Annotated in this window: 20 protein-coding genes, 4 pseudogenes and 1 riboswitch; of the genes and pseudogenes, 18 read left to right on the top strand and 6 right to left on the bottom strand. The window is 37.7% G+C overall.

Annotation, left to right across the window (positions count from 1 at the left end):
• The first annotated feature begins 9 nt into the window (after positions 1-9).
• The 3 genes from ACSLGF_RS15335 to ACSLGF_RS15325 all read left to right on the top strand — a co-directional run bounded on the left by ACSLGF_RS15335 (position 10) and on the right by ACSLGF_RS15325 (position 2,714).
• On the top strand, positions 10-1,044 hold the full coding sequence (locus ACSLGF_RS15335; protein ID WP_456006918.1) for a Gfo/Idh/MocA family protein: 1,035 nt from the start codon (positions 10-12) through the stop codon (positions 1,042-1,044).
• A gap of 31 nt (positions 1,045-1,075) precedes the next feature.
• Complete coding sequence (locus ACSLGF_RS15330; RefSeq protein ID WP_249705554.1) at positions 1,076-1,942, top strand: sugar phosphate isomerase/epimerase family protein; 867 nt, start codon at positions 1,076-1,078, stop codon at positions 1,940-1,942.
• A 523-nt stretch (positions 1,943-2,465) separates the two neighbouring features.
• Positions 2,466-2,714 carry a DUF2651 family protein gene (locus tag ACSLGF_RS15325; RefSeq protein ID WP_456006972.1) on the top strand — a complete coding sequence of 83 codons (249 nt, stop codon included), beginning with the start codon at positions 2,466-2,468 and terminating at the stop codon, positions 2,712-2,714.
• Positions 2,715-2,953: 239 nt separating this feature from the next.
• On the opposite strand, the gene ACSLGF_RS15320 is transcribed toward ACSLGF_RS15325, so the two are convergent.
• The 3 genes and pseudogenes from ACSLGF_RS15320 to ACSLGF_RS15310 all read right to left on the bottom strand — a co-directional run.
• A complete protein-coding gene (locus tag ACSLGF_RS15320) occupies positions 2,954-3,790 on the bottom strand; it encodes a hypothetical protein (RefSeq protein WP_456006916.1) in 837 nt (278 codons plus the stop codon).
• Positions 3,768-3,938, bottom strand: coding sequence for an NAD(P)-binding protein (locus ACSLGF_RS15315; RefSeq protein WP_456006914.1), 171 nt, complete (start codon positions 3,936-3,938; stop codon positions 3,768-3,770). Before ACSLGF_RS15315 ends, ACSLGF_RS15320 begins: the two co-directional genes overlap by 23 nt.
• A 59-nt stretch (positions 3,939-3,997) precedes the next feature.
• Positions 3,998-4,120: pseudogene (locus ACSLGF_RS15310) on the bottom strand (transcriptional regulator); the annotation flags it as partial.
• 106 nt (positions 4,121-4,226) lie between these two features.
• On the opposite strand from ACSLGF_RS15310, the gene ACSLGF_RS15305 reads away from it, so the two are divergent.
• The 5 genes from ACSLGF_RS15305 to ACSLGF_RS15285 all read left to right on the top strand — a co-directional run bounded on the left by ACSLGF_RS15305 (position 4,227) and on the right by ACSLGF_RS15285 (position 9,292).
• Complete coding sequence (locus ACSLGF_RS15305; protein WP_456006912.1) at positions 4,227-5,867, top strand: FAD-dependent oxidoreductase; 1,641 nt, start codon at positions 4,227-4,229, stop codon at positions 5,865-5,867.
• A gap of 116 nt (positions 5,868-5,983) precedes the next feature.
• Positions 5,984-6,295 (top strand): ArsR/SmtB family transcription factor, encoded by a 312-nt coding sequence (locus ACSLGF_RS15300; protein ID WP_456006970.1) that lies wholly within the window; start codon positions 5,984-5,986, stop codon positions 6,293-6,295.
• A 16-nt stretch (positions 6,296-6,311) separates the two neighbouring features.
• The gene (locus ACSLGF_RS15295; protein ID WP_456006910.1) at positions 6,312-7,610 is read left to right on the top strand and encodes an arsenic transporter; all 1,299 of its coding nucleotides are present in this window, start codon (positions 6,312-6,314) and stop codon (positions 7,608-7,610) included.
• Positions 7,611-7,634: 24 nt separating this feature from the next.
• Entirely contained in the window at positions 7,635-8,054 is a 420-nt protein-coding gene (gene arsC, locus ACSLGF_RS15290) for an arsenate reductase (thioredoxin) (protein WP_456006907.1), read from the top strand.
• Positions 8,055-8,083: 29 nt separating this feature from the next.
• Positions 8,084-9,292, top strand: coding sequence for a chromate transporter (locus tag ACSLGF_RS15285; protein ID WP_456006905.1), 1,209 nt, complete (start codon positions 8,084-8,086; stop codon positions 9,290-9,292).
• 96 nt (positions 9,293-9,388) lie between these two features.
• On the opposite strand, the gene ACSLGF_RS15280 is transcribed toward ACSLGF_RS15285, so the two are convergent.
• On the bottom strand, positions 9,389-10,726 hold the full coding sequence (locus tag ACSLGF_RS15280) for a TrkH family potassium uptake protein (RefSeq protein ID WP_456006903.1): 1,338 nt from the start codon (positions 10,724-10,726) through the stop codon (positions 9,389-9,391).
• Between the two features lie 131 nt (positions 10,727-10,857).
• Here ACSLGF_RS15280 and ACSLGF_RS15275 point away from each other — a divergent pair, with 131 nt between their 5' ends.
• On the top strand, positions 10,858-11,532 hold the full coding sequence (locus ACSLGF_RS15275) for a potassium channel family protein (RefSeq protein ID WP_099728370.1): 675 nt from the start codon (positions 10,858-10,860) through the stop codon (positions 11,530-11,532).
• Positions 11,533-11,627: 95 nt separating this feature from the next.
• Here the strand turns inward: ACSLGF_RS15275 and ACSLGF_RS15270 are convergent, their stop codons facing one another.
• Positions 11,628-12,317, bottom strand: a complete 690-nt coding sequence (locus tag ACSLGF_RS15270; protein ID WP_456006901.1) for a recombinase family protein — start codon at positions 12,315-12,317, stop codon at positions 11,628-11,630.
• A 58-nt stretch (positions 12,318-12,375) separates the two neighbouring features.
• Between ACSLGF_RS15270 and ACSLGF_RS15265 the strand changes: the two genes are divergently transcribed.
• The 7 genes and pseudogenes from ACSLGF_RS15265 to ACSLGF_RS15235 form a co-directional block, all read left to right on the top strand.
• Positions 12,376-13,851 carry a SulP family inorganic anion transporter gene (locus ACSLGF_RS15265; RefSeq protein ID WP_456006899.1) on the top strand — a complete coding sequence of 492 codons (1,476 nt, stop codon included), beginning with the start codon at positions 12,376-12,378 and terminating at the stop codon, positions 13,849-13,851.
• A gap of 15 nt (positions 13,852-13,866) precedes the next feature.
• Positions 13,867-14,286 carry a universal stress protein gene (locus tag ACSLGF_RS15260; protein ID WP_456006897.1) on the top strand — a complete coding sequence of 140 codons (420 nt, stop codon included), beginning with the start codon at positions 13,867-13,869 and terminating at the stop codon, positions 14,284-14,286.
• A gap of 85 nt (positions 14,287-14,371) precedes the next feature.
• Positions 14,372-14,431, top strand: a riboswitch (Fluoride riboswitch).
• A 56-nt stretch (positions 14,432-14,487) separates the two neighbouring features.
• Positions 14,488-14,886 (top strand): fluoride efflux transporter CrcB, encoded by a 399-nt coding sequence (gene crcB / locus ACSLGF_RS15255; protein WP_456006895.1) that lies wholly within the window; start codon positions 14,488-14,490, stop codon positions 14,884-14,886.
• Positions 14,887-14,888: 2 nt separating this feature from the next.
• On the top strand, positions 14,889-15,245 hold the full coding sequence (crcB, locus tag ACSLGF_RS15250; RefSeq protein ID WP_456006968.1) for a fluoride efflux transporter CrcB: 357 nt from the start codon (positions 14,889-14,891) through the stop codon (positions 15,243-15,245).
• Between the two features lie 298 nt (positions 15,246-15,543).
• A pseudogene (locus ACSLGF_RS15245) lies at positions 15,544-16,017 on the top strand (alpha/beta hydrolase); the annotation flags it as partial.
• Between the two features lie 401 nt (positions 16,018-16,418).
• Positions 16,419-17,075 carry an ABC transporter permease gene (locus ACSLGF_RS15240; protein WP_456006893.1) on the top strand — a complete coding sequence of 219 codons (657 nt, stop codon included), beginning with the start codon at positions 16,419-16,421 and terminating at the stop codon, positions 17,073-17,075.
• A 294-nt stretch (positions 17,076-17,369) separates the two neighbouring features.
• Positions 17,370-17,468 (top strand): annotated as a pseudogene (locus ACSLGF_RS15235) (acetyltransferase); the annotation flags it as partial.
• Positions 17,469-17,722: 254 nt separating this feature from the next.
• On the opposite strand, the pseudogene ACSLGF_RS15230 reads toward ACSLGF_RS15235, so the two are convergent.
• Positions 17,723-18,347: pseudogene (locus ACSLGF_RS15230) on the bottom strand (isocitrate/isopropylmalate family dehydrogenase); the annotation flags it as partial.
• A gap of 176 nt (positions 18,348-18,523) precedes the next feature.
• Between ACSLGF_RS15230 and ACSLGF_RS15225 the strand changes: the two are divergent.
• Together ACSLGF_RS15225 and ACSLGF_RS15220 are read left to right on the top strand one after the other, a co-directional pair.
• On the top strand, positions 18,524-19,207 hold the full coding sequence (locus tag ACSLGF_RS15225) for an MFS transporter (protein ID WP_456006891.1): 684 nt from the start codon (positions 18,524-18,526) through the stop codon (positions 19,205-19,207).
• Positions 19,164-19,682: an MFS transporter gene (locus tag ACSLGF_RS15220; RefSeq protein WP_456006889.1), complete on the top strand. Its 519-nt coding sequence runs from the start codon at positions 19,164-19,166 to the stop codon at positions 19,680-19,682. Before ACSLGF_RS15225 ends, ACSLGF_RS15220 begins: the two co-directional genes overlap by 44 nt.
• The last annotated feature ends 150 nt before the right edge of the window (positions 19,683-19,832 follow it).

Here is a 19,832-nt window from a genome sequence, read left to right as displayed (position 1 = left end):
GGTTCTCAAATGGAATTAAGAATTGGTGTTATTGGTACTGGTGCAATTGGTCAAGAACATATGAAAAGAATCACAAACACATTGTCAAAAGGAAAAATTGTGGCAGTAACAGATGTGAATCAAGCGCAAGCCAAAGCGATTTTAAACGAATTACATTTAGATGCAAAAGTCTACAACGACGGCCATCAACTCATTCAAGCTGATGACGTTGATGCGATTATCGTCACTTCTTGGGGACCAACACATGAAGAGTTTGTATTAGCTGCGATACAAGCAGGAAAACCTGTTTTTTGCGAAAAACCGCTTGCGACAACAGCAGAAGGGTGTAAGCGCATTGTGAATGCTGAAATCGAAGCAGGCAAGTTATTCGTGCAGGTTGGTTACATGCGCCGTTATGACCCAGGCTATCTAGCTTTGAAAGCAACTCTTGATCAAGGAACTGTTGGTGAACCATTAATCGTTCATTCTGCACATAGAAACCCAACAGTACCAGATACTTATACCGGTGATATGTCAATTGTCGATACATTTATCCACGAAATTGATATTCACCGCTGGTTACTAAACGATGATTATGTGTCAGTACAAACAATTGCACCTAAGAAAACAAGCCAAGCGGCTGATCAACTTCAAGATCCAATCATGGTCTTGATGAAAACCAAACGAGGGGCACTCATTAGTGGAGAAATTTTTGTAAATTGTGAGTATGGATATGATATTCAGTGTCAAGTCGTTGGAGAAAAAGGAATTGCCAATCTTCCTGAGCCTGCTACGGTTGTTTTGCGTACTAATGCAAAACATTCAAAAGATATTTTAGTAGATTGGCAAGTTCGTTTTAAAAATGCATACGATGCTGAACTACAAGATTGGATTGATTCTACATTAAAAGGTGAAGTAAATGGACCAACCGCATGGGATGGTTATGTAGCGGCCGTCACATCTGATGCATGTTTAGAAGCGAAAGTATCTGGAGAAGTCACTCCGATTCACCTTGATGAGCGCCCAGCATTCTATAATCAAGCATTAACAACTGTTCAAAAATAAATATTTAGCTGAAAAGAAAGGGAGTTTGTGTATGATTTTAGCGTACGATCCATCACACTACCGTGAAAATACAAATTTAAAAGATACAATTGATAACGTTGCAAGACTCGGCTATGAATATGTAGAGCTGTCCCCGCGTAAAGATTTCATTTGGTTTTATGAATATCCAAAAGTTGATAAACAGTTAATCAGAGACTTAAAGAGGTACTGTCGTGATGCAGGTGTAAAAATTTCTTCTGTTCTTCCTGTTCAACAATGGGCTTCGCCAAATGAGCAAGAGCGCCAATCGGCAGTGAGAAATTGGAAAAGATGTATTGAGATCACGTCAGAACTAGGTGTTGATCTTATGAACAGTGAATTTAGCGGTGACAAAACACGCCCATTAGAAAGTGAAGCAGCTTTTGTAAGATCAATGGATGAGCTGATTCCGATCTTTGAAAAAGAAGGGATTAAATTAAACATTCAGTCGCATCCACATGATTTTATTGAGTTGAACATTGAAGCGATTCGGATGATTCGCGCACTAGATAAAGAATGGATCAAACTTGTGTATTCTGTTCCCCATGCGTTCTTCTATGACGATGGGATTGGTGATGTAGAGAAGCACCTTGATGAGGCAGGAGATCTGCTTGCACATGTATTAATCGCAGATACACTAAATCATAAAGCAGCTTACGGGCTACGTTATATCGTGAATCCTCCAGATGCCAATGTAACCGTTCACCAGCACTTGAACCCTGGTGAAGGAGAAATTAATTTTGAAGCACTTTACCGGAAATTACGTGAAATGAAATTCGATGGAATCGTTACAAATGCAGTCTTTGCATATTCTGATCGTCCAGAATGGTCGAATGAGATCACATTAAAGTCCATTAAAGAAGGATTAAACATCAAATAATAAAAAAACCAGCGTTTATTCTCAAATAAGGGAACGCTGGTTTTTTATATGTGGCGATTGCATATTTTAAGTGCTTGTGCTCGATGCAAAACTTTAACACGGTAAGCTATGGCGCCATTCGACCTTGAGAAAAGTTCCAATGGATTGGTCAAATCGAATAACACGAAAGTCTTTTATCATAAAAAGTGAGAGGTTAAGCAGCCTGGCTTCCCGATTGCTTTGCTTGTTTATAATTGAAAAAGGAGATGATTAAATGAATTACTTTAAATTACTTGTATCAATTTGCACCACAGTGTTAATCTGCTCAGCATGTTCAAAGAGACAGAATGATGTCAAGATATTTGACAGAAACTTCAAAGAGATATCTTCTGATAAAATTCCACTTAAATGAAAAACAGATATTGAACACTTAGAAGAAGTCAAGGTTTCAAATGGTAAGGTATTCGCATTAATGGTAAGCTTGGAGGTCGTAGAATAACTGGAGAGGAGAGTGGAATATATTAGCGTGCATTTTCTTCAACCCATGGCTCTCATCTTATTTACGTTGCCATTATTGTATTTGGCTTGGGGGATTATTGGCTACTTAATCTTTAAGAAAGTTTATGTAGTTCTAATTATCACATTTTTATCCTCAACCATCTTCATATTTGCCTATACTGGGTTCGACATATCAAATATGTATTGGGTAGGGATTGTGACTTTTTTATGCATGTGTACGTCTGTCATAACAAAAATGATACGAGATATTTCAAAACGTTATAAAAAAGCATAATCAAGAAGCTTATGTCCTCAAACATAAGCTTTATTTTTGTCTCAAGTCGTAGGATGAGTTGCTCTTAATCTATACTCTACCCGATGTGCTTACCAATACATAAAATTGTTTTATTCACGTTCCCATATAATGAATTAGGACAAGGATGATATAAGTCGATGGGATATAGAAAAGCAGGCATATTCAAAGAACAGGGATGTAATGGCGATGGAAAAAATACTACTTAACCTGCTTTTCACTTATTCATCAATACAACAAGACGTTTTAACAACCGCAGGCTTTAAAGCAACTTTACAGACTCCCGTTTCAGGTAACTTAAGTTCTACACGTTTAGCAGACTCTTTATCACCAGTCATATCAGCAACAACAGAGCGAGCCTGCTCATAACCGGTGGCTAATAAAAATGTTGCTGCTCTTCCATCACTTTTGGAGCCAATGATATAAAAGTTTCTTTCTGGTTGTCTCAGTTCTTTTTCACCATGTGGCCGTACAGTCCCACAACTGTGTATGTTAGGATCAATTAGTTGAGCTAAATCCGGTACGCACTCTAATGCTGAATCAAATGTATGACGAATTTCTCTTAGGAATGTAAAGTCTGGTCTTGCTCCAGTATTCGCAATCACTTCGTCTATATTCTCAATTGTTTTTTGTTCTTTTTGCTGGATGCCAATGATTTTTAGCTTACTATTAGAAGTTTGTTCAATATTTTGAATGAACATTGAAGGGAATACCGTTACTAACCCATTATCTAACATATGTCTCAATCGAATACCTAATTGACCTCTTGCAGGCAATTGATCATTGCTTTCTCCTCCGAATACCTCACTTACATCCTGTTTTCTTAAAATCCAAATCATTTCTGTGTTTTTTGATGTCTCTTTTAGCTCTGCCAGCTTTAGCAAAGTGTTTACAGCAGAATGACCACTTCCAACCACTGCAACTGTTTTATGCTGATACCGATTCAGATCGCGATTTAAAATATTAGGAATGCCATAATAAATCCGATCAGCAACTGTTTTTTTCATAATCCCTTCAGCATTTACTTGATCAATATTAAACTCCCATGGTGAAAACAAACGTACATGTCCATAATCTAAAAAATTTCCCAATTTGTTTACCTGATTCAAACAAAAGGAATGATTCATTTCTTTTAATAAGATGTGCAGCTGCGGCAATACCAACTGGGCCTCCGCCAATAATAACTACTGGTAAGTTCTCTTTCATTCTATGTAGCTCCTTATAAATCAATTTTTTTGATTAATTAGTTAAAAATAATTCTCTTCCTAGCAAGAAGGGCGAAATAAGCAGCATAACTCTGGTGAAAGTAAATGATTCATTTCTTTTTCATTCAAGGAATAATAGCTCCATGTACCTCTTGTTTCTTTTATAATTAAACCTGCATCTAATGTATTTATAAAAGAATTTACATAAACAATTGATTATATAATTAGATGATTATATAATCTTGGAGAAGTTAAGATTTCGTTCTTACATAAAGGAGGTTATTTAAAATTGAAAATGATCATCATTGGTTCTGTTGCAGCAGGTACCTCAGTTGCAGCTAAAGCACGTAGAAATAATGAAGAGATCGATATTACAGTTTATAATGCTGACTATGACATATCTTACTCTATTTGTGGTATCCCTTACTTTTTAGGGGGTGAAGTAGAGAACTTAAGTTCCTTAACACCAAGAAGTGCCTCATGGTTTAAAGATCGCTATAACGTTGATATTTTCACTCGTCATGAGGTTACTCAGGTCAATCCCGCTCAAAAAAATATAGCTGTTAAGGATCTTGAAACCGGAAAAACAAAAATTGACACCTATGATGTTTTAGTTTTGGCAACTGGTGCTTCTCCGGCTACCCCAAATATTCCTGGCGTCAACAAAGAGCATGTATTCCAAGTAAGAACCATACAAAATACATTAACAATCGATCAATATATGAAAGAAGAAAATCCTCAAAAAGCAACGATCATCGGCGCAGGATATATCGGTCTTGAAATAGCCGAACAGCTGATTCATAAAGGCCTGGAAGTAACAATGATTCAACGCAGCAATCAAGTGATGCCGAACTTAGATAAAGACATGGCATTCAGGGTTGAAGAAGAACTGCGAAGACATGGGGTTCAATTATTATTAAATGAAGAAGCAACATTAATAGAAGACAGGTCAGTAACGACAAAGTCCGGTCAGTCGATTCAATCAGATATTGTGATCTTAGCAACTGGCGTTCGCCCAAATACAACGTTGGCTGAAAAAGCAGGCATCACACTAGGTTCAACAGGGGCTATCGCTGTCAATGCCAACATGCAGACAAATTTACAAGATATATATGCAGTTGGTGATGTGGCCGAAAGTGTTTCAGTCATTACAGGTAAACCTTTATACAGACCGTTGGGATCGACAGCAAATAAAATGGGACGTATTGCAGGCGATGTCATTACCGGTGGCGATTTGGCCCACCGCGGGATTTTAGGCACAGGCATTTTAAGAGTGTTTAATTTAGCTGTTGGCCAAACTGGTCTTACCGAAAAAGAGGCGCAAGAACACGGCTATCATGTTGACATTTTATACAACATTAAACCTGCAAAGGCAGAATATTTAGGTGGAAAAGAATTAGTGATTAAGGCTGTTGCCGATAGAAAATCAGGGCGTATTCTAGGTGTACAAATTGTCGGAGAAGAAGGTGTCGATAAGCGCATTGATGTTTTTGCTACGGCCATCACATTTAAAGCCAAGGCTGAAGATTTATTCCATTTGGATTTAGCTTATGCTCCGCCGTTTAGTACAACGAAAGATCCTGTAATGTATACCGGTATGGCCCTTCATAACTCTATTCAAAATAAAAATCGATTAATCACACCAAGGGAATTAATTGAAAGAATGGAAAACGAGGAAGAATTACAAATCATTGATACCAGGGTTGAAAAGCAATTTAAAGTATCACACGTACCTGGCGCTTTAAATATTCCTTTGTCAGAACTTAGAGAATGTGCTAAGAATCTTCATCCTGATCTCCCAACCATAACCTATTGCAATAGTGGGGTAACAGGAAATGCAGCACAAAATATTTTGATCAATATGGGAATAAAAGAAGTTTACAACCTTTCCGGTGGGAATAAACATTTTCAAAGTTATTTAAAGAATTAGCAAACAAAATTTGTGTATCTATATATCACATGCATTTATATAAAAACACACTTATATACTGTGTTAAAGGGAGGGATTCAATCTTGACTACAGGAACAAAATTAGAGAGCACTAACATGTTGAACTGCTTAAAAATACTCAGTGACCAAACAAGAATGATGATGATGAAGCTGTTTTTAGATAAAGAGTATTGTGTATGTCAATTGGTAGATATGTTTGAAATGAGTCAACCATCAATCAGCCAGCATTTACGAAAATTGAAATACGCAGGCTTTGTAAAAGAGGATAGGAGAGGCCAATGGCGATTTTATTCGATCAACAGATCATGTCCTGAATTTGAGGTGATCCAGCATATTTTAGATCACATTGATGAGGAAGATAAACTTTTAAAAAGCATCAAACAACGAGAAACTAAAGCTTCTTGTTAGTAGGAGGGGGATTCAATTGATTTCAGCTGTTTTAGCTTGCGTCATTTTTTTCATCACATTAGTTTTGGTCATATGGCAGCCCAAGAATTTATCTATTGGCTGGTCAGCCTGTGGAGGTGCCGTTTTAGCCTTAATTGCAGGAGTCGTGAATGTTCAGGATGTCATGACCGTTACTGGCATTGTCTGGAATGCTACCCTGGCTTTTGTAGCGATCATCATCATTTCTCTTATCCTTGATAAGATAGGATTTTTTGAGTGGGCAGCTCTTCATATGGCAAAGGCTGCTAATGGTAACGGTATTCGTATGTTTATTTATGTGTCAATATTAGGAGCTGTTGTTGCTGCTTTTTTTGCTAATGATGGGGCAGCTTTGATTTTAACACCGATTGTACTTGCAATGGTGCGGGCTTTAAATTTTGAAGAAAAACTGGTTTTCCCTTTTATTATAGCTAGTGGATTTATTGCTGATACCACATCATTACCGTTGGTTGTCAGTAACTTGGTAAACATCGTATCAGCAGATTTCTTTAACATCGGTTTTATTGAGTATGCATCTAGAATGATTGTTCCTAACATGTTCTCACTAGCTGCCAGTATCATTGTTCTTTATCTTTTCTTTAGAAAAAGCATTCCTCGACACTATGATATGACAGATGTCAAACCCCCTGCTGAAGCAATAAAGGATCACAAAATGTTTCGAATGTCTTGGATCGTATTAGGAGTACTATTAGTTGGTTATTTTATTAGTGAGATTTTCTCAATACCTGTCTCTATCATAGCCGGTGTCATAGCAATCTTCTTTCTCATGATGGCTCAAAAGAGCTCAGCTGTTCAGACAAAGCAGGTGCTTAATGGTGCTCCGTGGGCAATTGTGTTCTTTTCCATCGGAATGTACGTTGTCGTATATGGATTAAGGAATGCCGGATTAACGGATGTCCTGTCAAATGTCATTCAAGCTGTAGCAGACCAAGGGCTGTTTACCGGGATCATAGGAATGGGATTTATTGCTACCGTTCTATCATCGGTCATGAACAATATGCCGACAGTTATGATTGATGCACTAGCAATTGCAGGGACTGATGCTCAAGGAATCATGAAAGAAGCACTGATCTATGCGAATGTGATTGGCTCTGATTTGGGCCCGAAAATAACGCCTATTGGATCACTTGCAACCCTTTTATGGCTGCATGTTCTTTCGCAAAAGGGTGTGAAGATTTCTTGGGGAACATATTTTAAAACAGGGATTATATTAACGGTTCCAACACTTTTTATCACCCTTGCCGGGCTTTATATCTGGCTGATAATTATTCATTAAGTTTGTTTAAAGGAGACGATCAACATGTCAAAGAAATCAATTTACTTTTTATGCACCGGCAATTCTTGTCGCAGTCAAATGGCTGAGGGATGGGCTAAGAAACATCTTGGAGATGAGTGGAACGTATATAGTGCTGGGATTGAGGCTCATGGATTAAACCCGAATGCTGTAAAAGCAATGAACGAAATTGGGATTGATATTTCTCATCAAACGTCTGACGTGATTGATCAGAAGATATTACATCAAGCTGACTTAGTTGTGACACTTTGCGGTGATGCAGCTGATAAATGCCCTATGACACCCCCTCATGTCAAACGTGTACATTGGGGCTTTGATGATCCAGCAAAAGCAGAAGGGACAGAAGAAGAGAAGTGGGCATTTTTCCAAAGAGTACGAGATGAAATTGGAGAACGATTGAAACAGTTTGCTGAGACTGGAAAATAACATCTTTCATATGTGAAGGGAGAAGTAAAATGAAAGAACCATCGTTCAGCACACATAAAGAGAGAACCTCCATCCGAACTTTATTCGAAATATTCATGGTTTCAACAAAACTTGGGCTCACCTCATTTGGTGGCCCAATTGCTCACTTAGCATATTTCCACGAAGAATATGTACGAAGAAGAAAATGGTTGGATGAAAAAAGTTATGCAGATTTAGTAGCCTTATGTCAATTCCTCCCTGGTCCAGCGAGCAGTCAAGTAGGTATTGGCATAGGAGTCATACGTAGTGGGGTATTAGGGGGCATTGTATCTTTTCTCGGATTTACTCTTCCGTCTGTTATCGCACTTATTACGCTCGCCTTGCTGATGAAAGGAATGAATATTGAAACAGCTGGGTGGATACACGGGCTTAAACTAGTTGCTGTAGCAATTGTTGCTCACGCTATTGTAGGGATGTCTCAAAATTTAACCCCTGACTTAAAACGAAAAGCTATCGCTCTAATGGCATTAGTCGTTACGTTATTATGGCAAACCACCTATACACAAATAGGGATCATACTAGTATCTGCTTTTATGGGCTATCTTATTTATCAAAAACATCGTGATCATCATCAATCCAATACCCACTTTCCCATATCACGTAGGTTTGCCATGATGTGTCTGTCTTTATTTTTTGTCTTACTCATTCTTTTACCGATTTTAAGAGAAGTGACATCGATTCAGTGGATTGCGATGTTCGATCATTTTTACCGTTCAGGTTCACTTGTTTTTGGTGGCGGCCATGTTGTTTTGCCCTTGCTTGAACGTGAATTTGTTCCAAGTGGATGGGTGAGCCAAGAGACCTTTCTTGCTGGATATGGCGCCACACAAGCAGTTCCAGGCCCATTGTTTACGTTTGCTGCATATCTAGGAACTGTTATGTACGGTTGGATAGGGGGGATATTAGCAACCATTTTTATATTCTTGCCTGCTTTTCTTTTAATTTTAGGTACACTACCATTTTGGAACCATTTACGCCGTCATCCAAAAGTAAAAGGAGCTATGATGGGCGTAAATGCAGCAGTAGTGGGCATCTTGATTTCTGCATTTTATCAGCCTATTTGGACAAGCGCCATTTTAAAGCCGATTGACTTTGCATTTGTGTCTATTTTATTCAGCATGTTAGCTTTTTGGAAGTTACCGCCTTGGTTCATTGTAGTAGTTGGTGCAGTTGGTGGTTCATTGTTAGCTTTTCTGTAAGTATGCCCCGTATAAAACTTAGTTTGATAATGAATACAATACTTCGGAACGAAAAATGGATTCACCTTGAACATGGTGAATCCATGAGTGTTTATTTTAACCGACAAACACTTCTCCCTCAGGATAACGTATTGGGCTTTTCGTTCGTTTCATAAAGATAAATACGATGGTTAGAGAACCTACTCTACCAATAAACATAAGGATCGAAAGAATAACCTTACCTAAAAACGTTAAATCCGGAGTTAATCCCATTGAAAGACCTACCGTGCCAAATGCTGAAAAAGTTTCAAAAACAATATCAATGAAAGGGGCTTTTTCAGTCATTGTCAATAAAAAAATGGTGATAAACACAAAACATAAACTGATAAAGCTAATAGATAGGGCTTTAATGACCACATCATGTCTAATTGTACGTCTAAATATGACGGGTTCTTTGTTTCCTTTCAGAAAATGGAGGACAGAGATCAAAATGATCATCATCGTTGTTAACTTAATCCCACTTCCTGTAGACGCACTTCCCGCACCAATAAACATAAGAAGCATCATAAGGGTTAAAGAACTCTCATGCATATGTGCGATGTCAAGCGAATTAAAACCCGCGGTTCTTGGTGTCACAGCTTGAAAATAAGAGGCCCAGAATTTATCAAGAAGATTCATTGGACCTAGAGTATGGGGATTACCAAATTCCATTAAAAATATAAGTAACAGCGCAACACCATTTGTTATGAGGGTTCCTATAATCATCAGCTTTGAATGGATTGATAATAATTTAAATCGCCGTTTATTCCAAATGTCAAAAATCACTGTAAATCCAAGACCACCGATGATAAACAGGAAGGTGATGGTCAGGTTAATCAGTGGATCATGTACATAGTTCATCAAACTATTTGAAAAAAGAGAAAATCCTGCGTTATTAAAAGCAGAAATGGCATGAAATAAACTGATGTATACCCCTTTAAAAAAACCATATTCCGGTATCCACCGAAATGATAATATACAAGTAGCCATTAATTCAAATGTCATTGAAAAGATAAACAAAACCTTTATAAGACGTACAATACCGCCTATATTTGTCAGATTAAAAGCCTCTTGAACCAATAACCTCTCTCGTAAACCTACCTTTTTACCAAATAACAAGATGACCATGACGGCTAAAGTTAAAAAACCAAGCCCGCCAATTTGTATCATCAGCATAATGACAATTTGTCCGAATAAAGTAAAGGTTGTTCCTGTATCAACCACAGCTAAACCTGTAACAGTTGTTGCTGAAACAGCTGTAAAGAAAGCATCAATGATTGAGATGGGTTCAACTGTAGAGATCGGTAGAGTTAAAAAAAAAGCTCCTATCACAATGACCGTCAAAAATCCAAACAATAAAATTTGAGGCGGAGTTAATTTTACTGGTTTTTTTAAAAAATGATCATATTTAAACATTTTCTAGCCTACTTTCAACCACTTGAAATTTTAATGTTATTATATAACGAAAAGGATTATGATTGTCTATCTATTATCAATTTGTTTTCATAGCAAAAAAGGTTTATCCAAAATAAAAAGGAGTCATCAATATGCCAAAAAAAGAATTTGCTGTTATCGGATTAGGCCGCTTCGGCGGGAGCATATGTAAAGCATTAAGCGAAGAGGGACTTGAAGTGCTAGCTATGGATCTAAATGAAGATCGTGTAAATGAATATGCGCAAATCGCTTCGCATGCGGTCATTGGCGATTCTACAGATGAAGCAGTGTTGAAAAACTTAGGAATGCGAAACTTTGATCATGTAATTGTTGCTATAGGCGAAAACATTCAGGCTAGTATTTTAACAACCATTATATTAAAAGAACTTGGAGTTAAACTGGTGACGGTAAAAGCACAAAACGATTACCATGAAAAGTTACTAAATAAAATCGGCGCCGATCGAGTTGTCCATCCAGAAAGAGATATGGGGAAAAGAATAGCCCATAAAATCATTACAAATAATGTCATCGATTACTTGGAGCTATCTGATGAATATGGGCTAATTGAGGTTGAAGCAAACGGACATTTAGAAAATCAGTCATTACTTGACCTTGACATTAGAGCAAGATATCAAATCAATATTGTAGCTATCAAACGAGGGAAAGAAGTGATTATTTCCCCGCTTGCTCATGAACAAATTCAGAAAAACGATATCTTAATTGTCATTGGAGCAATGAAAGATATCGCACGTTTTGAAAGAAATGAATTACAAAGTCAATCATTCTAACTATAAAGAGGAGAGAGGGTTCAAGACAAAATATTAAAGAACCCTCATTTTTTCACCCTGTGAAAGACATCAGGTATAAATTTGATCTTAAAAGATCACCCTTCATCCTCTAAATATCTGTATAGTGTTGTTTTACTTATACCTGTCTCAAGTGTAATTTGAGCAATGCTATATTTTTTGCTTTGATACATATCTAATGCTCGCCTGACATTAGCATCAGGTTTTCTAGGCCGCCCAGTATTTTTCCCTTTTCGTTTAGCTTCATAAATTCCCGCTTTAGTACTCTCACTTAATACATCATGCTGAAAATCCCCAACACTCTTCATAAGCTTAAAAAACACTTTGCCTTCCTCTGATGATGTATCTACTTGATCAATGATAGATATGAAATGAACATGCTTACTTTGTAGTAATTGAACTAAATCAATTAGGTGGCGTGTAGAATCAGCAATACTATAAAATTTATAGACAATGACTTGATCTCCTGCATTTAAAGAATCCAGCAAATGATTGAATTCAGGTCTAATTTTAGGAGATATGGTTTGTTCATAATAAATCTTATCACAGCCTTTATCTTCAAGAGCTTTCGTTTGTAGAGCCATATCTATATCCTGACTAAATGGACGTGCATAACCGAAAATCACTTTATCATCTCCAAAGAATTGCTTACTGATATTATAACAAAAATTCAACTCGATGACTTCCAGTCCCAAAAAAGTTCGTTTTTGGGACAAAAAATGATGGACATTTAAATGATGGTCTGTTAAATTTGAAGATGTTATCAACGGACCTGACTTCTATGAGAGTTAGAAGTCAATTCAAAAAAGAAGGAGTGTTTTTCATTTGTTCGTACAAAAACTTCATAACGAATGGTTTCCAAATGTAAAAGGAGACATTTTAGCAGGAATAGTTGTTGCTCTTGCGCTTATCCCAGAGGCCATTGCTTTCTCGGTGATAGCAGGTGTAGATCCAATGGTCGGACTTTATGCATCTTTTTGTATTGCCGTTGTTATTTCATTTATGGGCGGTCGCCCTGCAATGATATCAGCTGCTACGGGTGCTATGGCTCTGTTAATGGTGACCTTGGTGAAAGATCATGGAATTGAGTATTTATTTGCTACGACCATTTTAACTGGGATCATCCAATTCATATTTGGTGCACTGAAAATTGCTCGCTTTATGAAATTTATACCTAGATCGGTTATGGTCGGTTTCGTAAATGCGCTTGCTATCCTAATCTTTATGGCACAAGTGCCCCATTTTGTTGGAATATCTAACCTGACTTATATCGTGGTTGCGGTTACGTTACTCATTATTTATATTCTTCCCAGGTTCACTAAAGTAGTTCCTGCTCCACTTGTTGCCATTGTTGCAATGACGGTTCTAGCTATATTTGGTCATCTCGAATTACGCACTGTGGGCGATTTAGGAAAAATCACAAGCTCTTTGCCAAGCTTTATGATTCCTGATATTCCTTTAAACATTGAAACATTGATGATCATTTTTCCAACTGCATTAGCGCTGTCTATTGTAGGGCTTCTAGAGTCTTTATTAACTGCATCTATCGTAGATGATATGACAGATACAGATAGTGATAAAAATAAAGAAAGCCGTGGCCAAGGAATTGCTAACATTGTTGCCGGATTCTTCGGAGGCATGGCGGGATGCGCTATGATTGGTCAATCAGTGATTAATGTGAAATCAGGAGGAAGAGGTCGCTTATCCACATTTGTTGCAGGCGTTTTCTTGATGTTTCTCATTATCGTCCTTGGCGATTGGGTCGTGAAAATTCCTATGGCTGCTCTAGTTGGTGTGATGATTATGGTTTCCATCGGTACATTTGATTGGTCATCATTACGAACACTTACAAAAGTTCCATTATCAGACTCTATTGTAATGGTTGTCACCGTTGTCACCGTTGTAGCAACTCATGACTTATCTAAAGGCGTTTTCGCAGGAATCATTTTGAGTGCTGTCTTCTTTGCAGCCAAAATATCAAAGGTCAGTGTAAAAGATTCTTCAAAATCTTCAGATAAAGAAATAGTCTACGATATTAAAGGTCAACTGTTCTTTGCCTCAGTACAGGATTTTGTTCAATCATTTTCGTTCAGTGATCAACCAAAAGAAAAAGTCACATTAAACTTTACTGAAGCCCATATATGGGATGATTCAGCTGTCGCAGCGATTGATAAAGTTGTATTGAAATTGAAAGAAAATAATAAAGACGTCCGTTTGACAGGGTTAAATGAAGCCAGCAAAAAGCTAATGAAGAAACTGGCTACTTATGATCAACCAAATGCAAAAGCATCAGATCACTAATGAGGGGGATGAGAGATGTATAAAAAAATATTATTAGCTGTGGATGGTTCAGTTCATTCTGAGAGATCAACGGACCATGCGATTCAATTAGGGAAATTAACGACAGATGCAGAAGTAGAGATCATCTATGTTTTGGATTATTCTAAATCTAAAAGCGAAGTGTTGCATAGTGGAAGTGCAGAGGCACTAGAGCAAGCTAGAAGACTGAAGCTGAAAAAAATAGAAGAAAAATTTCAAACTGAAGAATGTCCCTATAAACTAACAATGAAACATGGTGATCCCGGGCCTACAATTGTTTCTTATGCCAATGACAATCATTTTGATCTAGTCATTATAGGCAGCAGGGGATTAAACTCCTTTCAAGAAATGGTCCTAGGAAGTGTTAGTCATAAAGTAGCCAAAAGAGTGGACTGCCCAGTTTTAATTGTGAAATAACGAAGAGGCAGAAAGTAGAGTTTCACTTTCTAAAACACTTGAAATAAGCAGGTTTATCGCTTAAAATGAAAAATATTAAAGGCTTAAATATATAGGCGATGGAGTTCGCCGTAATTGCCATCGTGCTAATGACTCCTACCCACTTTATAAATGGGTAGGAGTCTATTTTTTTGCCTAAATGATTGAAAGAGGTGATATAAAATGATTTATTTGTTAGTAGGAACAGGCGGAATAATTGGCAGTCTGCTTAGATATTACTTGGGAGTGTTTACCCATTCTTGGTGGGGATATGATTTCCCTTTAGGAACCTTACTTATTAATTTGATTGGCTGCTTTGTATTGGGCTGGTTTACGAATAGAATTGTCAAACTTAAACAATTTCATCCACATGTGTTAGCTGGTCTCGGTACTGGATTAGTGGGGTCATTTACCACGTTTTCAACGTTTAGTGTAGAAACGGTGACTTTAATTCAACATCATTTAGCTGGGTTCGCCTTACTTTATGTATTACTTAGCTTATTTGGAGGACTTATGATGTCGTGGTTAGGCTACGACCTTGGGCACCGTTCTTTTAAACGATTACAGAGGAAAGGGGAATGAACATCATGACTGGATTATTGATTGCTATTGGAGGATTTCTAGGAGCTATCTCCCGTTTCACATTAAGTACATGGATACACAAAAAATTTAGTTCAAATTTTCCACTTGGGACGTTGTTTGTTAATTTAACGGGTTCTTTTTTGTTAGGTTGGATAGTTGGTAAGGGTCTATCTTCAGACTTATATGCCCTTTTGGGGATTGGATTCATGGGTGCGTTTACAACATTCTCTACATTTAAATTAGAAAATATTCAACTAAGGGAAAAAAGAAATCATTCCGTCCTTTTTTACTATTTGGTTTCCAGTTATGTTGGTGGAATTATTTTAGCTTTTATTGGTGTATTGATAGGAAATCATTAGACATGGAACAGAGTAAGATGTATTCAAAATCCTTGCAAGAATATAATCTGCAAATGAGACAATCAAATCGCGTTTACACAAATTGGCCAATGATCTAATCATCATTATAGACACTCATCTATTTTCCATGGTGCAGTTCTAATCCATGGTTGACTAATGGCTTGGTTGCAAACACCAACAACAAAAGCATTCGTAGGCTGGCGAAAAAAGTAGATGATACACTTGGTGCATGTTCGTACTCCGGTGATCACGGTGCACCATAGACTTTTGTGCTCTTTATGGGTATTTTTGGTGTTGCACCAGTCTGCCTACAGAAGATGTCAGGTATGTAGCCGATCATCTTTACAAACTGGACTCTGGAGAGGTGAATTCCATCTTTAAGGACAGATTGTTGCTTGACATCGCATGGGCATAGTCGGACATTCTTATGGAGGGCCTACGACGGCGATTGTTTGCCGGGACGACGACCGGTTCGCCTGCGGGATTGGCTTCGATAGTGGTGCGTTCGGTCTTATCGACAGCGACCTGAAGAAACCCTTTTTGCTGCTATTTTCTGAACCTAACTATAATATGAATGCGATCATTGGCGCAAACAACAGCATGGAAACCTATTATTTCTCTGTTGATCGTGCTGCGCATTTAGATTATTGCGACATCTTGTGACGGACTATACGAAGACCTTTTTTGATCGTTACATTCTAAAAAGGCTGCAAGTGTGGAAAGTCTGGCATACGATGGTGTGGACTTGATTAAGAAGACCAGCAACAAGTGACAATACCAGGGAAGTGCTGATAAACGCATGTCAAAGAGCTAGCCGTTTGTTTTGTCTAAAAACTTTTATCATAATTATTTTAAAAAAGCACTTGAGGAAAATGAAATGGAATGAATGAGACAAATTAACATACTCAAACTGAAGAACCTTTATGACCAATTTCATTTATTAAGGACAAAGAATTTAGTTCCATTCATGATGTGAACCAGGCAACAAGTTTGTGTTATCAATTAAATAAAAAATCCCCACCTTGTAGGGTTGGGATTTTTTTACACTTACTTTACTTTTTGTCAGTTAAATGATTTAAACGTTTTCGAAGAACTAGGGATGAGACAGAGAAAACTGCGCAAGCCCCTGCTGATCCAGCAGCAAACACCAGCTCAAAGTTTTCTGTTGGGGATTTGAATAACAAAGAGACTGAGAGAATTAAAGCGGCACCACTGAGGCCCAATCCTAATATCGATATTGCCAATAATTTATTCATAGAAACACTCCCAGACTCACAATTTGGAACAAGCTACTACTGCACCCATCCTCAATCCATCGAAAATGTTAACGAGATAGAAAAAGTCGCCACGTTTAATATGAAAACGAGTGTACGATATAAAGATAAGCGTTCAAATATCATGCAATTTTCTACAATGACTGACAGTATTAAAGAAGTAAACTTAGAAGTAGGGGAACTTCCAGTCGACAATGAAGTTTTACTTACACCTTCTGTAGCAAAAGCTTTAACGAGTGAAGAGGATTATAAGTCTCTTGTCGGTAAAAAAGTAAATATCTATGTAAATGAAAACGATAGTGAAAATAAACCTGTGATTATTGAAAAACAACTGATTGTTTCAGGTGTTTACAGTGCAGAAGCTATGGGAATGCTAGGAATGACATCGGCTTATGTTCCATATAAAACATTAGAAAATGCTTACGCGGACAACCATTTGGATTTAAGACCAACGCAAATTAATGTATTTGCGAATGAGAAAGAGCAAGTGGAAGGAATGAAATCGACATTTAAGCTCAAGCACCACCCAATTTTTTTATTCACAACCTTCCAGTAAAATTTTAATGAAGATAATGCGCAGCAAAACGATACTATGCAATAGAAAAAAGAATATTCCCAAATTGAACCCAAAACAGCCATATACAATTATAACCGGGCAAAACCTAAGTGACAAAATTATGTTACTTTAAGTGAGTGATTTAATATGATAGTCAGATCTTTACCTACATTTAACAAATTTGAGGTGCGGAAGTTTTAATCGTTCAGTTTAAAACCCTTCCGCATTTAATATCGGAGGGAAAAAGATGTTTAGTTATTATATTGTTCATTAAGTACGGAGTTATCTGATTTTACGAATGGCGACAATGGTGTCATTGCGTCTGACACCGTTGTAACGAAAAATGTTCCGGCAAATGTGGTGGTCGGTGGAAATCCTGTGAAGTTTATTTAAACATCTTGAAGAATCAAAATCTGACGAATGAATTGAACGTTGGATTTTGATTTTTTCTTTTTTATCTCAATAAGATAAGTATACTTAATTTTGAGACGAAAGAAATTATTCTCAGTTTAACTTCCTAGAATATATATTATGTAAACTAAAAATAATAAGGGTTCGATGAATGCCTGCTTTTAAAATGAGATTGGAAAAACCTTTACGTCTTTTAGCCTCCTCGTTTTGCTCTATTTCCATAATCAGATAATTTATTGGTTTTCGTTACAATTTAATGAAGGGGCTATTCCTAAACTTCCGACTAGTTCCCCTGTTAAATCCGATAAATATCACCAAACATATTTGGCATGTTCGCAAAAACAAACCAGACCCTAATTTGATAACGTTTTCCTTATGAACAATAGTAACCTTTCGCCTGCGCTCCATCGCACTTTGAAAGGCTGCATGGGCAATACGTGTAATCGCTTTTTTTGTAAATACACCTGTAGATATAGCGACATCTGGTGTAATCATCCACTCTCCTACCCCATGATACATGTTCCGATCTGGATAGAAGCCTTCTGTATTTTCTCGAAAAATGACGAGATCGACGTCTCGTGCAAGGCTTTGTACCCCTGGTAACGATTGATCTGGGTTTGATGCAGAATCATGAGGCCCTAAAATCCACCCATGGCATTTTTTCAATTCGTCTTTAGTAGATGTCGGCACAGGATCTTGGTGAGGAGAATGGATCGCTTCAAAACCGATTGGACATTCTACAAATTCCACAAATGACTCATGAAACTGTGACAGCGCTGCCTTTAAGATGCGCATACTTGCTTGTACAATTTCTGGCCCAATCCCATCTCCTTTCAATACACCGATTCGATATGACTGCATAAAATCCGCCCCTTTATCTTTATTTTACCTTTTCACTAGAAGCATTGTGAAGGCTTCATTTCTTTTGACTAAAATTTCAGTATGATCCTCCCTCATGTTATTTACGAATCAGGAAGTCTCATTTATAATCGAGTAGATTTGTTCTGTCATATATATCATTAAATGTGAGGGATTAGATGGAATTAAAGTGGTATAAATCGATTATTGTCATTTTTACGATGTCTGGGATCTCCATCTCTACATGGTTTTCACGGACACCGGAAGTCAGAGATCTATTACAAGCGAATACAGGGACAATGGGTCTTATTTTACTTGGCTTATCTGTTGGTTCTATTGTTGGACTTGTCCTTTCCAATATATTCGTTCGTAAAAAAGGCGGACGAGTGGCCATTGTGATCAGCGCTTTTTTGATGTTCACTGGATTCACGACTCTCGCCATTGGTTCAACGCTCTCTTCTACCCTTGTGGTCACTGCCGGTCTTTTTCTTTTTGGAGCGGGCTCAGGCATGTGCAATGTGGCCATGAACTTAGAAGGGACGGAAATTGAGTACAATATCAGGAAAACCATCCTGCCTATTTTGCACGCTTCCTTCAGCATTGGCACGTTAATTGGTGCAGGTGCTGGGATTCTCTTTATCCATCTAGGAGTATCTGTGTTGATTCACCTCCTGATCATTGCCATTCTTTTCTTTCTCAGCATTTTGATTTGTACACGGTTTATTCCCCGCGGGACAGGAAAGGATCAGCTTGAGAAGCAAACAAAAACAGTTGATGGTTCTCGCGGCATGGCTGAACAAACGGACGATATCTCTTGCGATGATCGCCTTATGTCTTGCATTTGTAGAAGGCTCTGCAAATGATTGGATTCCACTTGCGATGGTAGATGGCTACGAGGTTTCACATTCCATGAGTACCGTCATCTATGCTTTATTTTTATGCGGGATGATTAGTGGACGACTGATCAGCGGACGTTTAATTGATCGCTTTGGCAGGGTGTTATTGCTAAGAGTCGCTATTTTTTCAGCTGCTGCAGGACTATTGTTAGTTATTTTAAAGATTTCACTCGAAGTGTGTATGATATCCATCTTTTTTTGGGGACTTGGCGCTTCTTTAGGCTTCCCACTGACCATTTCGGCAGCTGGTGATGATAGCCGCTACGCCGTCAAACGCGTCAGCATTGTGACCTTATCTGGTTACACAGCCTCCCTTTCTGGGCCACCAATTTTAGGACTGCTCGCCAATGAGGTAGGACTGCTTCATGCCTTTATATTTGTTCTATTCGCTATTTGTATTGCGGGAATCTTTACAAAAGCTGTAGCAAAACCTCATTCATGACATTCTCACTGAAAAGTGCCAGATTCTTATCATGGCACTTTTTTTAAATTTAAAAAATAAAATCGAAACCTTTCATGAAGTGAAACAGTCCTATAGATGACCTGATGTTTACAGCATTTTAAATGAGGGAAAGTAAAAAAATAAGACTTT

The sequence above is a fragment of the Bacillus sp. A015 genome, from assembly GCF_053851875.1.
This window is presented reverse-complemented; position numbering and strand designations above follow the sequence as displayed.

What these genes read in the sequence shown, in the direction of transcription:
- ACSLGF_RS15335 (WP_456006918.1), top strand. Translation starts at nt 10, where the DNA reads ATGGAATTAAGAATTGGTGTTATTGGTACTGGTGCAATTGGTCAAGAA.
- ACSLGF_RS15330 (WP_249705554.1), top strand. Translation starts at nt 1,076, where the DNA reads ATGATTTTAGCGTACGATCCATCACACTACCGTGAAAATACAAATTTA.
- ACSLGF_RS15325 (WP_456006972.1), top strand. Translation starts at nt 2,466, where the DNA reads ATGGCTCTCATCTTATTTACGTTGCCATTATTGTATTTGGCTTGGGGG.
- ACSLGF_RS15315 (WP_456006914.1), bottom strand. Translation starts at nt 3,938, where the DNA reads ATGAAAGAGAACTTACCAGTAGTTATTATTGGCGGAGGCCCAGTTGGT.
- ACSLGF_RS15300 (WP_456006970.1), top strand. Translation starts at nt 5,984, where the DNA reads ATGTTGAACTGCTTAAAAATACTCAGTGACCAAACAAGAATGATGATG.
- arsC (WP_456006907.1), top strand. Translation starts at nt 7,635, where the DNA reads ATGTCAAAGAAATCAATTTACTTTTTATGCACCGGCAATTCTTGTCGC.
- ACSLGF_RS15285 (WP_456006905.1), top strand. Translation starts at nt 8,084, where the DNA reads ATGAAAGAACCATCGTTCAGCACACATAAAGAGAGAACCTCCATCCGA.
- ACSLGF_RS15280 (WP_456006903.1), bottom strand. Translation starts at nt 10,726, where the DNA reads ATGTTTAAATATGATCATTTTTTAAAAAAACCAGTAAAATTAACTCCG.
- ACSLGF_RS15275 (WP_099728370.1), top strand. Translation starts at nt 10,858, where the DNA reads ATGCCAAAAAAAGAATTTGCTGTTATCGGATTAGGCCGCTTCGGCGGG.
- ACSLGF_RS15260 (WP_456006897.1), top strand. Translation starts at nt 13,867, where the DNA reads ATGTATAAAAAAATATTATTAGCTGTGGATGGTTCAGTTCATTCTGAG.
- crcB (WP_456006895.1), top strand. Translation starts at nt 14,488, where the DNA reads ATGATTTATTTGTTAGTAGGAACAGGCGGAATAATTGGCAGTCTGCTT.
- ACSLGF_RS15225 (WP_456006891.1), top strand. Translation starts at nt 18,524, where the DNA reads ATGGAATTAAAGTGGTATAAATCGATTATTGTCATTTTTACGATGTCT.
- ACSLGF_RS15220 (WP_456006889.1), top strand. Translation starts at nt 19,164, where the DNA reads ATGATCGCCTTATGTCTTGCATTTGTAGAAGGCTCTGCAAATGATTGG.